Below are 14,492 nucleotides of genomic sequence, written 5' to 3'. Positions count from 1 at the left end.
CTCCTGATCAATGCATTTCAACTTTTATTAATTTCATTATAACGAGCCGATTAAAAAAAGGATAGTGATGGAGAAGTCCTTTTCAATTGATTTTTTTTGCACTATATCCGATGTATACGGCATACGAAAGCATGTACTGATATTCGACAATATTTTTTGAGAAATAATGATGTGCTGTAGCGAATAATGTGATTGTAAAACACAATTCTAAAGAATTTATAAAGCGAATCACTTGAAATGAATTAACATCGCTAACCAACTACCATAAAAACAATACTGCTCATCAAGTCTGTTATACTCTGGCATTCTCGTTTAAAAATGGCTATATAAAAACGCGTTACAGCTTGAGATTCCTGTAACGCATTCCTAAGTATAGTATTTTTAGGTAATCATAACAGATACCGCTTGCCCTTTTAATTGAAATTTTATACTTTCGTAAAAATTCCGTTCATCAACGTGTATTAATCATTTACTCTAGCAAGAACAAAACCATCGGCACTTGGAAGCAACGTTGCTTCCAAGCGATTGTCCGACAAAGCCATGCGATTAAACGTTCGAATAGCTTGCGTCTCTTCTGATTTGTCTGTTTGATCAATGACTTTTCCACGGCTTAGAGTATTGTCTGCAGCAATGATCGTCCCAGGTTTCGATAGCGCAAGTGCTTGTTCTAAAAAGGCAGGATAATTGCTTTTGTTAGCATCAATAAAAATCAAATCGAAAATGATCTGTTGTTCTTCCAATTCACTCATTGTAGTCAACGCATCTCCAACGATGACTTCAATTTTTCCTTCTAGAGTACAACCTCGAATCGTTTCTCTTGCTACTTGTGCATGCTTTTCCTTCGCCTCCAATGAGATCACCTTTCCGTCTTGGCTTAGTCCTCTTGCCAAATAGATGCTGCCAACGCCGCCAAGGCAGCCAAGTTCCAAGATGTTTTTTGCGTTAATCATCTTTGCACACATTGTTAACAGCCTTCCATACAGTGGCGCAATTGAGATTGACGGCATTTCGTTGTGTTTGATTTGTTGTTGAGCAAAAGAAATTTCCTCATCATTTCCGAATAATGATCGGATGTAATCTCTAATGGTTTCTGATTGCAATGTCTATCACTCCTATTCGATCTTTTTCATATACGAGAAGCCCCAGTATCAGTTCTCGTCGTTGCATAGGGAATGCAGAGCGGGTAACCAAGACGAGGATCAGGGATAATGTCTGCTTCAATATCAAAAACGTCTTTGAGTACATTGGGAAGCATTACTTCGCTTGGTGTCCCTTGTTTGACAATCGATCCATCTTTAATGGCAACCATATAGTCAGAAAAGCGGGAGGCATGATTCAAGTCATGAACAACCATTACAATGGTGCATTGTTGTGTACGGTTTAATTTTTCCAATAAGTGGAGCACATCCATTTGATAGGACATGTCAAGAAAGGTTGTCGGTTCGTCCAGTAAAAGAATATCCGTTTGTTGTGCTAGTGCCAGCGCGATCCACACCCGTTGCATTTGTCCGCCGGATAAAGACTCTAATTCTCGGTATGCATAGGCCAATACGCCAGCCTGATCTAAAGCGTTATATATGATTTCTTTGTCTTCTCTTGACAAGTGATTAAACCCGGTTTGGTGAGGGGCTCTCCCATAAGCTACCAATTCATCGACCCGGAGACCACGAGGGGATTGTGGGTTCTGCGGCAAAATGGTCAGACGCTTGGAGATGGCTTTTGTCGCCATCTCCTTTAAGTTTGTGCCGTCCAAAAAGATGTGTCCGCTTTTCACTTTAAGAATGCGACCAATCGCTTTTAAAATAGTGGATTTACCGGAACCATTTGCGCCCACGAGTGCAGTGATTTCTCCACTTGGAATGGTAAGATCCAATTCGGAAACGATAATGTTTCGTTCATAGGCAATGGTTAATGATTCGGTTCGGATCCTTGGGTCAAAATTCATTATTACTCTCCCAGGTGTTCATTTAATGCTTCAAGTTCTAGGTGCCAGCCGGCAAAGAAGTCATCCGCTACAAGAGGATCGAGAATGTACATTTGATCGTTTTGAACAGCATCAATGTTATTCCAGACAGAGTTATCATCCCAAACATCTATGAGCGCCCCGATGTTGTCCGCATCCATTTCTCGTCGGGCCTCCATGATAAAGATGTGGTCAGGATCTGCATCGCTAACCGCTTCGACCCCTACTTGACCTAAATCATCAAATGTCCCAGCCGTTTCTAATCCCATTTCTTCATACAATAAACCGTTTTCTTCAGGTGTTAAAACGGTGAAGTCTCTTCCATTTGCCCGCAAAAATAAAACCGTTTCATCTGCATTGGGAGCAATATTTTCTTTCGTTTCGTCTTTTAGTGTTTCCAAGTCCTCAATGAGCGACTCCGCCAAGTCTTCTTTTCCAAAAATATCCGCGAGTTGCTCCAGGCGAACCGTGCGGTCATTGGAGCCATCGAGCACGATCGTATCAGCGACTTTGGAATTTCGTTCGTAATTCTCAGCCTTGCCTTCAGAATCGATGATTAAGTCTGGTTCCAAACCAATAAGTGTTTCCATATTGATTTGTCCACCAAGGCTGGTAATCGAGCCTTCTGGGTCAGCGGACTCAACAATTTCTTGCAAGGCGGGAGAACGATCGATCGTATCGATTCTTGCCCCAACTGGAAGTTCATCCAGTGCTAAAAAGTAGTCAATAATGTTAACATCACCTAATGCGACTCGCTGGGGTTCTTCCTCAATGACCGTTTCACCTTCTTCATGTTCGACTGTACGTGGAAAGCGTTCGTCTGTTTCTTCTTCGCCTTCTGTATCGCTTGCTTCTTCATTTTCCTCTGGTTCCCGGTCAGATGATGATGCGTCTTCCGTACCACAGCCACCAATCATTAACAAAAATACCGGAAACGTTAACCATGTGGTTGCTTTTTTTAACATTACGATGTTCCTCCTTTTTATTTTTTTTGCTTAATGAGCAAATACAAAAAGTATGGTCCGCCTAAGAGTGAGACAATAATTCCAGCGGGTATCTCCGTTCCGGGAATAATATTTCGCGCGAGCGTGTCAGCAAATAAAACAAGCAATCCACCAATAGCAGCTGTCGCTGGAAGAAGCACTTGATGTTTATTGCCAACCAGTCTCCTTGCTACATGGGGACTCACGAGCCCAACAAATCCAATGGCCCCGCCGGTTGCAACGGCTGAAGCTGCTAAACCGACAGCGACAGCAAGTAAACCAACTCTCTCTCTCTCGATCGCTACGCCAACATTAGTTGCAAGTGTTTCATGGAGCTGCAGCAAATTCAACGTATGCGCCTTATAAAGTGATAAAGGGAACAGAATGACAATCCAAGGCAACAACGCCATGACAAATACCCAGTTTCCTCCCCATAATGTTCCGGCTTGCCATTCAACGACAAATTGAAATTCTTCCGGTTGAAAGCGAAGCGTATAGACGATAGAAACCGCACTTAGCCCCATCCCCACAGCGATTCCTGTTAAAATGAGTCTAGTGGGCGATAAGCCAGTTCCTTTTCGGTACGACAGGACATAAATGAGTACGGCAGTTACACCCGCACCAATGAAGGCTAGAAATGGAAGGATATAGGGAGATGTTCCTCCAGACAATGGATGAAAGGTAATGTACATAACAATCGCTAAACTTGCCCCAGAGCTAATGCCCAAAATGCCTGGATCTGATAAATCGTTGCGAGAAATTCCTTGTAGAATAGCTCCTGAAAGTCCTAATCCCGCCCCAACAAGGACAGCCAGAACAATGCGTGGCATTCGAAATTCAAACAAAACGAGTTCTTGTTGATTTGTCCCATCGCCAATGAGTGTACGTAAGACTTCAAATGGCGTTAAACGCAACTGACCCCAATTGACAGAAAGAATAACGAAGACCACCATGAGTATCAATAAAATCGTTAGAATGATTTTCCGACGTTTTGTAAACAAAACCGCTAATTCTTCAGGTTTCAATACAACTCCCTCCTTTGTCTACGCGCTAAGTAGATAAAGAAAGGGACTCCAACGAGCGAAATGATTGAACCAAGCGGTGTTTCATAGGGAGCATTGACCATTTTGGCGCCAATGTCCGCCCACAAAACAGCGGCGGCTCCAACAAGCGCTGAACAAGGAACAATCCAACGGTAATCGGTTCCGGTTAAGTAACGGACAATATGAGGAACGAGTAAACCGACGAAACTGACGCCGCCAACCGTTGATACCGCTGCTCCAGCAAGCAGAAATACACTGACTGCCGCACCGATTTTAATCAAATTTACCCTTTGCCCAAGCCCTTTTGCCATCTCCTCTCCTAAATTCAGCATGGTGATATAGGAAGAGAGAAGGATAGCGATGACTAGCCCCAAAAGAATCCATGGAATAATCACTCGAACTTGCGTCCATTCTGCACCAGCAACACCGCCAGCTTCCCAAAACGCCATCTCATAGTTTAATTCGAATAGAATGGCGAGCCCTTGACTCACTCCAACGAGAACGGCACTTACAACAGCACCTGCAAGTGCTAACTTTACAGGTGTCATCCCGCCTGCGGATAAAAAGGCAATACCATAGACGAGTAAAGCGCCAAATCCGCCTCCAACGAAACAAAATAAAATGATCGATGAAAAAGGCAAGAATGGAAAAAAAGCGAACACGATCACGAGCATGAATTGTGCCCCCGCATTAACGCCGAGCAATCCTGGATCAGCCAAGGGGTTTTGCGTCACCCCTTGCATGAGTGCACCAGCTACTGCAAAACCCGCTCCAACAAGCAATGCTGCAAGTGCTCGAGGCAATCTCAAATCCATCACGATTAAATGCGTTTCTTTCTCTGCATTGAAATGGGAAAAAGCTTGTCTTACATCTGCTCCGGAAATATCCGCCGCTCCTGATGTGATCGAATAATAGAAACCAAAGACCATAAGTGCGAGACTGATTAAAATGACCGTGGTTCCTGTTATTGCTCTAGAGGATTGTAACTGCTTTTCATGATGGACCATCATCTCCTTCGACCTTTCTTGCAAACTACTAGTGATAATGATTCTCATTATCTATTGAAAGTATATAAGCCCGAAAACAAAAAAAAAATAGACAATCTTCTTTTCTTACTTGCACTTTTCTCCGTAAACAGATAAAAGCAGGCTTGCGGTTTGTTTTAAGGCGGCTTTTTGTCCAAATGCTGACACATCAAACCAAGGACTTTTTTCAAGACAGTACACCTCACCATTAAATTGTTTAATCTCTTTAGAGGAGAGTTGATCCCCCTCGAATAAAAGAACCACATGAGCATTCATCTGATTGATCTCTTCGACTGTTTCCACGTCTTTAAATGTTAAAGAACGGACAGACGAGGGAGGGGTCATTCCTAAATCATGATAAAGCAGTGGCGCAATCTTTCTGCGTCTTGCGCCCATTACTCTAAAAGAATGGGGGAGTACTCGAACACCGATGACCGTTTTTTGTGCCATCAGTGGTTGCAATGTCTCGCGTAAGACCGCAGCTTTTTGTTCATAATCGTGTAGCCAATGTTCAGCTACTTCTCCAACCCCCATCTTTTTGGCAAGATCGAGAAAACCTTCTTTCCAAATGTAAGATTTAGAAGGGTATAAATAAATCGGGTATGTGTATTGGATATTTGTGATCTTCATAAGCTTATCCTTTGTTCGCTCATCAAAAATCGCCCATTCTGCTTTTTGAGAGATCTGTGTTTGAACAGAAAGCTTTTGCTTGTCGTGCTGATAAATGAGCTTCTGATCCTTCGTATTCCAGTTGGGTATAATATTATGGAGAGGGAAGCCAAGGGCCAACAAGTCCCCTAGTATCGCTGGCAATAATAACAACACTTTCTTTGAAAAAGAATCGGCAAAATGCTTTGGGGAAATTCCGATGCTTTTTTTAAAAATTCGGCTAAAATAATGCGCATCTCCATATCCTGAAAGAATTCCTACCTTTTGTACACGAATGTTTTGTTGGACAAGAAGCTGTTTTGCTTTTTCCATCCGTTTTTGCGTCACAAATTGATGAGGCGAGTAACCTGTTTGTTCTCTAAACTTTTGGTAGAAAACGCTTTTACTCATTTGACAATGTTTGATCCATTTTTCGATCTCGAATGGATCTTGAGGGCTGGTTTTAATATAATTGACGACTTGCTGGATGACATGGCTATCCGTATTGGGGGAGGAGATTTCATTTTGGTGATGGAATTTATACAAAAGTTTTTTCAGCAAGTATTGGCCAAAAATAATTTGGTTCTGATTTCCGGCTGTTAACAGTTGTTCAAAGTTCTGAACCATAAAAATATCTATTTTATGGATGTGCCTCGGTGGGAAAACGGCTGTTTCGATCCTCCATTGATCCTTCTCGTAATAAACCTGCGCTGCTTTAAAATCAACGACAATGCCATGCAGGGGAGTAGTAGAAACTGAAAGTAGCGTACCCCACATGTTACGGTTCAAGAGCAGGGCGTCACCCGCCTCTAAAAAGGTTGTTTTTCCCGATAGTTCTGTATATGCTCTCCCTTGAGTGATGACTACAACGGTTTGGTCGTTGGGATCCGTAGAATAATTGTTCTGTAAGTCTGTGCCTATATGGCCAACCTCAATGTAAAGATTTTCGAACATGTCATCATCCTCCATTTTAATGTATATAAATGGCAGGTGGGTCTTTGAGACTGCATGAGCGTGCCACTTTTTGTACAGTGATCTCTTTATTTATTTAACCAATTTTACTGTTAATCGTTAGTAAGCACTTTTTGTGCATAGGAGTCAGGAGAGATCTTTGCCTTATTCCCCACGTGAACGTAGACGTCTGGATAGCGCCGTGTTAATGATGAGTTGACATAACTTGGCAGCGACAACAGTCGTTCATTTAAATGCGCGTACGCGAACGCGCTCCTTTCATCGTGAAATTTTTCCCCTTATCCTTTGATTCATCATGAACACTGGCAATCACAACATCATAAAAACCAACGGGCATGGATTAGCAAGGCCTATATTAATCGTCCGAATACATATCTTCAATGTCCTCAAATTTGTCGTTCATCAACCACACAGTCCTTCTTCTGTAACCTTTGACCTAAAAATACATGCTGCCTCTTAATTTTAAACACTGATCTCATGCACTCGTTTGACACTATAACCGGTCAGAAGCTGAACATACTCGGACATACAGAGATGAACCATTGAAAACTTAAGTTCTCGCAATAATTGATAATGATTATCAATATCATATCATAGAAATTAATGAAGAACGAATAATAATTATAAATCGATATCACCAAAAAACACTACATACATTCTAGCGTATTTTATGTGAATAGCCTGTCTTGTCCGACTACGGCGTAGGTAGATACCAAACAATTCATTAATTTGCTCTATTCCAAGAGCAATTGCCCCGTGATTCGGATAAACATGATCGTTTCACATTTCTCCGACGTCATCAATTCCACAACTTTCGCCTCTCATCGGGATTTAATCCGCAAGCTGTTAACATCATAAAGAGGGGAACATCATTCCACTTTCTTTTTCATAAGCGGTTATCTCGTTCCCTATGGCAACTGGTAAAAATGCAACGCTTCAACTTTCCATGTTTCCTCCGATAAAACCATATCCATGTCCAATATGGAATAGGTGCTCGTATCAACCCCATCCACACGAATGGCATTATCAAAATGAATGACAATGTCCTGCTGATTGTCCGTCGACGGCCCATAATAAACGTCGACATCTTCAACGCTTGATTGCACAGCCCCCATATCGTCATATCCCATCTCCGGTTCTTCAAACTGTAAATCATCCAGTACATGGACATCCGCATAGGGTTCAACATTTTCACGAACAGGATTTCCTTCATACGTGAAATACGCCTCTACAAAACGCTCCGCCGTCACCCCTGCCTGCCCGTGATATTCCTGCTCGCGTTCTTCATCCTGGACTTATTCCAACGCTTGTTGTAAAGCGACACCCATCCAAAAAGCGCATTCGGAAACCTTGCAGATCAAAAAGATATGGAAAATATTATGGGTGATGTGCCTGAAGTGGATATTCTGATCAATAATCTTGGCATTTATGAAATGATGTCGTACGAAGACATTACAAAAGAGACCTGGAACCACTATTTCAATACGAATTTTTTGGTGGCGGATCGATTATCCCGATTTTACCGGAATAAAATGATGGAAAATGACTTTGGACGCATCATTTTCATCAGCAGTGACCAGGCGGTGATGCCATCCGGTGGTATGCCGCAATACACGGTCACAAAGTCGATGATATTATCACTTTCAAAATCTTTATCATTATTAACAAAAGGCAGGGACATTTCTGTAAACACCATTTTACCCGGAACTACTCTATCGGATAATGTCAAACACCTTTTAGAAAACAACAATACTGATCCAAATAAAACCTTCGAAGAAATTGAACGAGAATTTATCGCTGAAAATATACCTGGTGCCACTCTTCAAAAATTCATCCGTCCTATAGAAATCGGCAGAGTGGCCGCATTTTTAGCCAGTCCATACTCCACCGCTATCAGGGGGGCAGCCCTCCGAATGGAAGGCGGCATCATCCCGACCATTGTCTAGTGGCAATGTGGATTAAATTCCACTGTCACATTTAAATGCACAGTCCGTTAATTCCTTTCATAAATATATATTTTTTTATCCAAAAAAATATTGTAAAACCATCATAGAGAAAACCCCTGATAAAACGGTAGCTAATACCACCGCAAACGAGATGTACCCGTCATCTTCATCACTATGAAGGTGAAGCACCGATGGCGATGTCGGATCAATCATAGTATTGGTAATGGCTTCCGTCGACGCATGATCCATTTCTTCTGATACGTCATGATCTAACCGTTCGGGGGGAACTCGATTTTCACCCCGGTTCCATATGCTACGATTTCTGATGCGCTTTTCATAATGGCAGAGTTTTGCATGCGAAAACCAATAATCGCATTGGCTCCCTTCTCTTCCGCTTCCTGAACCATACGGCTTATCGCCATTTGTCTCGCCTGATTTAACATATCGTCATATTCTCTAATTTCTCCGCCAACCAAAGCTTTCAACGAAGCCATAATATCATTGCCGAGGTGTTTCGTTTTAATTGCATTTCCTTTTACATAGCCAATGACCTCCTGTACGTGGTGATTTTCCAGTTGATCAGTAGTCGCGATTAACATACTTATCTTCCTCTCTTTTTTCTATTCTTTTTTCAACAATCAAAATCACAATGAGCAAAAGTAGTGCAATAACATAAACGCCTGCCAACCACCATACTTGAGACAGATCAATGAATGCATATACGAGAGTGCCTGTTTGGGCAAAGATAGAGAGAAACATAAGAGTATACTTTAAAATTATCCGCATACGTTACGTTCGCCTCGCTTATTCTTCATGTTTATGAGTCTCGGGAATTAAGATGGTCGCTAATGTTCGTTTACGTCGATCTGCACGCGGCTCTTGTTTTGCATATTTTTCTAAAATATTTCCAATTTCATTTGTCATCTGTTGGTATTCGTCATCATTAGCATAGACATCGACTTGGTTATAACCGAAACCATCTTTTTCGATATCATAGTCTCCTTCAAAGTAAGCTTCTACTTGGTGAAACAGATTGGCCGTGTATTTCAGAAAATACTGCTTATGGTCTTCGATGCTAATTTTGTTGGCTTCTTTCCCGGAAAGTCGAGCTTGATCTGTTATTAACGTGTATGTTTTCTCAATAGCCCCCCTAATTTTACGTTCTTTTGCCACAGATACAATTTCATGTTCTTTCAAAATGTTTAGATGTCTGTATAAGGTTGCTTGCGGAAGATCAGTGAGTCGTTCTTTTAACTCTTGAACGGTTTGATCACGTCCGATTAACATTTGAATGATCCTCATCCGCACCGGGTGTAAGATAATATCTACTTTTGATTTGCTCATTAAAAGAATCTCCTGCCTTTTTATTATTATCATTATATATAATGATAACATAAACATGTGGGATTGGGGAATTTTTTTAAAATCATCAACTTTTTAAAAATAAAGCTGGTTTTCTTGACTATCAATCGCGGTTAAGATCGCTTCCTTCTATGATATAATAAGCCCATAAGGATACAAATGTAGGTATCGAAACATTTTATGAAATGCGCGAACAAACAGACCGTATATTGGAATACGTTGATGGTATCGTTTTCATGTCACCTTCACCATCAACACGACATCAACAAATTTCTTCCAGACTGCAGGCGAAATTATTTAATTTTCTTGAAGGTGGAAATTGCGAAGTCTTCAGTGCCCCTTATGATATTAAATTGCATCGAGATGAACTTGCTGATATGAAAACTATCAGCAAGCTGACATTCTAAAGAGTGAAGGTATTGCAAAATCAACAGCGCTGAACGGATTTCAAGTTGATTTGCGGGAAATTTTTTAGTGAGGTATAGCGGTGTAAACTATACAATCTTGCTCCCCTGTCTCTTGTAGTGAACAGGGGTTCCGTATCATGCGCAATCCCTATCCCATAATATACTGAGATGTCTCACGATAAAATCGTCGATGGATAAAGCGATGTGTCGTTGCAGAACCTGTTTTACTTGTCTTTTTTGTTTCACCATATTTTGGACATTGACTAATAACTAGTATATTATTGAAGATGGAAATCAAAACCTATCCTTAACTTATCTATGCCCAGACAGACACATGTAAGTGCCGCAGAAAACTTAGACCCTAAGCGAGCCACGAAATCCTCTGGCACCATAGTAAGATTCTGCTCCGTTATGATAAACGAAAACATGTCCGTACCGATAATCACAAAAAATCGCGCCACCGAGTTCTCTAATATCGGAAGGTGTTTGTACCCAACTTGATGTTTTCATATCAAAATTTTGCAGTTTCTGCAACGATCGATATTGGTTTTCTGTTAAAAGTTCAATACCCATGGCAGTTGCCATATCGATAGCGTTGTTTTCCGGTTTATGTTTTTTCCTTGACTCTAATGCTTCACGATCATAGCATACACTTCTGCGACCTTTAGGGCTTTCCTGTGAACAATCGCAAAAAATAATGTCGTTCGTCTCCTCACCATAAGCAACAACATCCGGTTCACCGTCTGTTCTTTCCATTTCACGGAGCGACCATAGCTTGTCAGGCTTAGCTTCCAGTTTTGCTTGGACATTGGCCCATTCAAAACCTTTATGGCGATGCATGTTGTTCTCAAAGCGCTCTTTCAATACCCGAAGTAACGCTTCACATTCTTCCGGTGACAACTCCTTTTTAAGGCTGTCACTATTACTCTTTGCCATGTAGGTATCCTCCTTTTTTAAGACATGAAATCGAATGATAGTATGGAAAGGCATTCCCCAGTTGGTTCACCATTTGTTGTGATATACCCTGTCAAACAATCTTACTCCTCATTCAATGCCACGGCTTCACGAATCAGGGACGTTAAATCTCCCGGTTGGATAACTTCCTTCTTTTTTATTCTAATATGCCTCATTGTTTTTATGGTTAATCCTCCCTTTTTTCCTCCCAAAGGCGCACACGTTCTTCAAAACTCACTTCTTTATGGACTTGATGGAGCATCCACACATAGCCGAAAGGGTCGATAAAAATGGCATTTGACACACCGTAATCAGGCAGGTCAGTTACCGCTTGCATCTCCGTACAGCCGTGGGTGATCGCTTTTGAGAATGTTTCTTTAATGTCGGGAACCATGATGTTAAACGAAATGGTTTTATTGTCATCATCATTTGGTGCATTCAACCCGAATTCAGGGTTTTCATCCAACATGTGAAAACGTACCCCATACAGGCTAAAAATGACTTCATTTTCCCCTTTCGAAAAATCCGTAACCTCAACACGCTCGGTCTCAAATATTTTCTCGTATAACTCCAATGCACGCAAACTGTCTGTTACAATCATATTAATCTCGACTCCAACCATTAGAAACACCTTCTTTTTTATTTTATCTTCATTATACCATCTGCTGCTCTTTTGCGCTGACCATCCTAGCTGATAAAATAAAAAGCTTAATGAAATGTAATACCAATCAAGGAAAAAATATTAAGTGCGCCGTTTATTCCATGGTTAGCTGTTCTTGGTGGCCCATGTCATAAATTATATACCTTACCCCCGTAATATATAATAAATAATTGTTTTCTTGCCAGTAACAAACATTCCCATTCGAATAATCCCATTGCGTCTCTGGGATTATTCCGAAACGCAAGTCATAAACGTTGGGTCTATGGTAAAACCTATATTGACAAGATAAAATAAGTATGTTTTGTTTATACCCATACAGGGTATTAGATTTATAAGGAGGAGATATAATGGCCAATAATAATCATCACGAACATCACGAACAAAACGATCATCATGATCATCATGAACACCATGCGCATGACCATCATGGCGATCATTCCGGTCACGGTCACCACGGACATGGCGATCACGGCGATATGATGGCCGACTTTAAAAAACGCTTTTTCGTTACAGTTATTCTCGCTATCCCGATTATCATATTGTCCGATATGATTCAGCTGTTTTTTAATTACACGGTTGCGTTTCCCGGCGATACAGCCGTTGAACTCATCTTGGCAACCATCGTTTTCGTCTACGGAGGTTGGCCATTTTTAACAGGGCTTGTTAGCGAGATCAAAGATAAAGCCCCAGGAATGATGACCCTCATCGGGTTTGCCATCACCGTTGCGTATGTCTACAGTGCCGCTACGGTCTTTGGGCTTGAAGGGATGGACTTCTTCTGGGAACTGGCCACACTGGTGGCCATCATGCTTCTTGGCCACTGGGTTGAGATGAAATCCGTGATGAAAGCATCCGATTCCCTTGAATCCCTTGTGGAACTTATGCCTCAAGAAGCCAATAAGCTCGATGAGAACGACCAAACCATGACCATCGCTGTGTCTGATCTTAAAAAGGGCGACCGTCTTCTTATTAAACCAGGTGAAAAAATACCGGCAGATGGCCATATTTTACATGGAAAATCCTCGATCAATGAATCGATGCTTACAGGGGAATCCGAGCCTGTTGAAAAAAGTGATGGAGACGAAGTGATTGGCGGGTCTATTAACTCATCCGGTTCTTTAACAATCGAAGTTTCCAAAACAAGCGATGAAGGGTATCTATCGCAAGTGGTGCAACTCGTCAAAGAGGCCCAGGAAAGCAAATCAAAGACCCAGATGCTTTCGGACCGCGCCGCCAGTCTACTGTTCTACGTTGCTGTTGTTGCCGGAATCGTAACCTTCAGCACTTGGATGGCCCTTGGTGTGGATACAAATTTTGCGGTCACCCGAATGGTTACCGTGCTTGTTATTTCTTGCCCGCACGCCCTCGGTCTCGCGATTCCATTAGTGGCCGCCCGTTCCACGGGAATTTCAGCTCAAAAAGGGTTATTCATTCGCAACCGCATTGGATTTGAAAGCGCCCGAAGGGTTGACACGATGATTTTTGACAAAACCGGAACGTTAACGCACGGGGAGTTCGGAGTCACGGACATTATCCCGGAAGAAAACGTATCCGAGGAGACATTGCTAAGGCTCGCGGCCTCGTTGGAGTCGCAATCGGAGCACCCGATTGCTGCCGGCATTGTCGCGAAAGGAAAAGAAGAAAACATCAATATCCCTCAACCGGAAGCATTTGATTCGATGACCGGATCGGGCATTACCGGAAACGTCGACGGCAAGACGATTTCGGTCGTTAGCCCGGGTTATCTGCAAAGGGAGGGCATCAGCCACGATAAGGCGCGCTTTTCCAAACTTGCGGAAGCAGGCAAAACCGTTGTTTTCGTCCTTGAAGGGCAAACCTTACTCGGAGCCATTGCTTTGGCTGATGTTGTAAAGACATCCGCAAAAGAAGCCGTTGATCGTTTGCATCAAATGGGGATCGAAACCGTGATGCTAACCGGAGACAATGAAAAAGTGGCGCAGGAAGTAGCCAAGCAAATTGGCATTGACCAAGTCATCGCTGAAGTACTTCCGCATGAAAAAGCGGAAAAAGTGAAGGAATTAAAGAAAAACGGAAAACGTGTCGGTATGACAGGGGATGGCATTAATGATGCGCCCGCGCTTGCGAATGCCGATCTCGGCGTTGCCGTTGGAGCAGGCACGGACGTTGCCATGGAAACAGCTGATGTTGTGCTCGTCAATAGTGACCCCCTCGATGTTGTATCCATTGTCGATCTATCAAAGGTCACTTATCGCAAGATGATTCAAAACCTATGGTGGGCTGCCGGCTACAACATTGTCGCGATTCCACTCGCGGCAGGCGTGCTAGCTGGATGGGGATTTCTGCTTGATCCTGCCATAGGTGCAGTCCTTATGTCTTTAAGTACGGTTATTGTAGCGATCAATGCACAGATGCTTAAAATGAAATAAATGTTCCGGGCATCTGCCTTGCCAAATATTTAAAACCCCCTTGCTGCTTAGCAACAAGGGGGTTTAGAGTTGTGCTAACATCCACGTGTAGATTAAGACTGCTTAGTGGCTGTGGCACGT

14 protein-coding genes and 1 other annotated feature (1 of these 15 cut by a window edge) are annotated in these 14,492 nt (G+C 42.3%); of the genes, 3 read left to right on the top strand and 11 right to left on the bottom strand.

Going from position 1 to position 14,492, the window contains the following annotated elements; translation table 11 throughout:
- Positions 1–20: a binding site (T-box leader), on the bottom strand (it extends 245 nt beyond the left edge of the window).
- A 441-nt stretch (positions 21–461) separates the two neighbouring features.
- The 7 genes from HUG15_RS11755 to HUG15_RS11725 all read right to left on the bottom strand — a co-directional run bounded on the left by HUG15_RS11755 (position 462) and on the right by HUG15_RS11725 (position 7,884).
- Positions 462–1,100, bottom strand: coding sequence for an O-methyltransferase (locus tag HUG15_RS11755; RefSeq protein ID WP_200123296.1), 639 nt, complete (start codon positions 1,098–1,100; stop codon positions 462–464).
- A gap of 26 nt (positions 1,101–1,126) precedes the next feature.
- Entirely contained in the window at positions 1,127–1,945 is an 819-nt protein-coding gene (locus HUG15_RS11750) for an ABC transporter ATP-binding protein (RefSeq protein WP_200123295.1), read from the bottom strand.
- Positions 1,946–1,947: 2 nt separating this feature from the next.
- Positions 1,948–2,928, bottom strand: coding sequence for an ABC transporter substrate-binding protein (locus tag HUG15_RS11745; protein ID WP_200123294.1), 981 nt, complete (start codon positions 2,926–2,928; stop codon positions 1,948–1,950).
- A gap of 17 nt (positions 2,929–2,945) precedes the next feature.
- Positions 2,946–3,899 (bottom strand): FecCD family ABC transporter permease, encoded by a 954-nt coding sequence (locus HUG15_RS11740; protein ID WP_200128954.1) that lies wholly within the window; start codon positions 3,897–3,899, stop codon positions 2,946–2,948.
- Between the two features lie 68 nt (positions 3,900–3,967).
- Positions 3,968–4,999, bottom strand: coding sequence for a FecCD family ABC transporter permease (locus tag HUG15_RS11735; RefSeq protein ID WP_200123293.1), 1,032 nt, complete (start codon positions 4,997–4,999; stop codon positions 3,968–3,970).
- 102 nt (positions 5,000–5,101) lie between these two features.
- On the bottom strand, positions 5,102–6,616 hold the full coding sequence (locus HUG15_RS11730) for a helix-turn-helix domain-containing protein (protein WP_200128780.1): 1,515 nt from the start codon (positions 6,614–6,616) through the stop codon (positions 5,102–5,104).
- 926 nt (positions 6,617–7,542) lie between these two features.
- Positions 7,543–7,884: a hypothetical protein gene (locus HUG15_RS11725; protein ID WP_200128779.1), complete on the bottom strand. Its 342-nt coding sequence runs from the start codon at positions 7,882–7,884 to the stop codon at positions 7,543–7,545.
- 117 nt (positions 7,885–8,001) lie between these two features.
- Between HUG15_RS11725 and HUG15_RS11720 the strand changes: the two genes are divergently transcribed.
- Positions 8,002–8,580 (top strand): SDR family NAD(P)-dependent oxidoreductase, encoded by a 579-nt coding sequence (locus HUG15_RS11720; RefSeq protein WP_200128778.1) that lies wholly within the window; start codon positions 8,002–8,004, stop codon positions 8,578–8,580.
- Positions 8,581–8,849: 269 nt separating this feature from the next.
- Here HUG15_RS11720 and HUG15_RS11710 read toward each other — a convergent pair whose 3' ends face one another.
- Both HUG15_RS11710 and HUG15_RS11705 read right to left on the bottom strand, forming a co-directional pair.
- The gene (locus HUG15_RS11710; protein ID WP_200128776.1) at positions 8,850–9,179 is read right to left on the bottom strand and encodes a YbjQ family protein; all 330 of its coding nucleotides are present in this window, start codon (positions 9,177–9,179) and stop codon (positions 8,850–8,852) included.
- Between the two features lie 205 nt (positions 9,180–9,384).
- Complete coding sequence (locus HUG15_RS11705; protein ID WP_200128775.1) at positions 9,385–9,924, bottom strand: helix-turn-helix domain-containing protein; 540 nt, start codon at positions 9,922–9,924, stop codon at positions 9,385–9,387.
- A 203-nt stretch (positions 9,925–10,127) separates the two neighbouring features.
- On the opposite strand from HUG15_RS11705, the gene HUG15_RS11700 reads away from it, so the two are divergent.
- Entirely contained in the window at positions 10,128–10,349 is a 222-nt protein-coding gene (locus tag HUG15_RS11700; RefSeq protein ID WP_200128774.1) for a Uma2 family endonuclease, read from the top strand.
- 354 nt (positions 10,350–10,703) lie between these two features.
- On the opposite strand, the gene HUG15_RS11695 is transcribed toward HUG15_RS11700, so the two are convergent.
- Entirely contained in the window at positions 10,704–11,285 is a 582-nt protein-coding gene (locus tag HUG15_RS11695) for a DUF4256 domain-containing protein (RefSeq protein ID WP_200128773.1), read from the bottom strand.
- Between the two features lie 205 nt (positions 11,286–11,490).
- Positions 11,491–11,925: a VOC family protein gene (locus tag HUG15_RS11690; RefSeq protein WP_200128772.1), complete on the bottom strand. Its 435-nt coding sequence runs from the start codon at positions 11,923–11,925 to the stop codon at positions 11,491–11,493.
- A 386-nt stretch (positions 11,926–12,311) separates the two neighbouring features.
- On the opposite strand from HUG15_RS11690, the gene HUG15_RS11685 reads away from it, so the two are divergent.
- A complete protein-coding gene (locus HUG15_RS11685) occupies positions 12,312–14,372 on the top strand; it encodes a copper-translocating P-type ATPase (protein WP_200128771.1) in 2,061 nt (686 codons plus the stop codon).
- Positions 14,373–14,492 lie beyond the last annotated feature (120 nt).

The sequence above is a fragment of the Salicibibacter cibarius genome, assembly GCF_016495725.1.
Lineage (GTDB): Bacteria > Bacillota > Bacilli > Bacillales > Marinococcaceae > Salicibibacter > Salicibibacter cibarius.
This window is presented reverse-complemented; position numbering and strand designations above follow the sequence as displayed.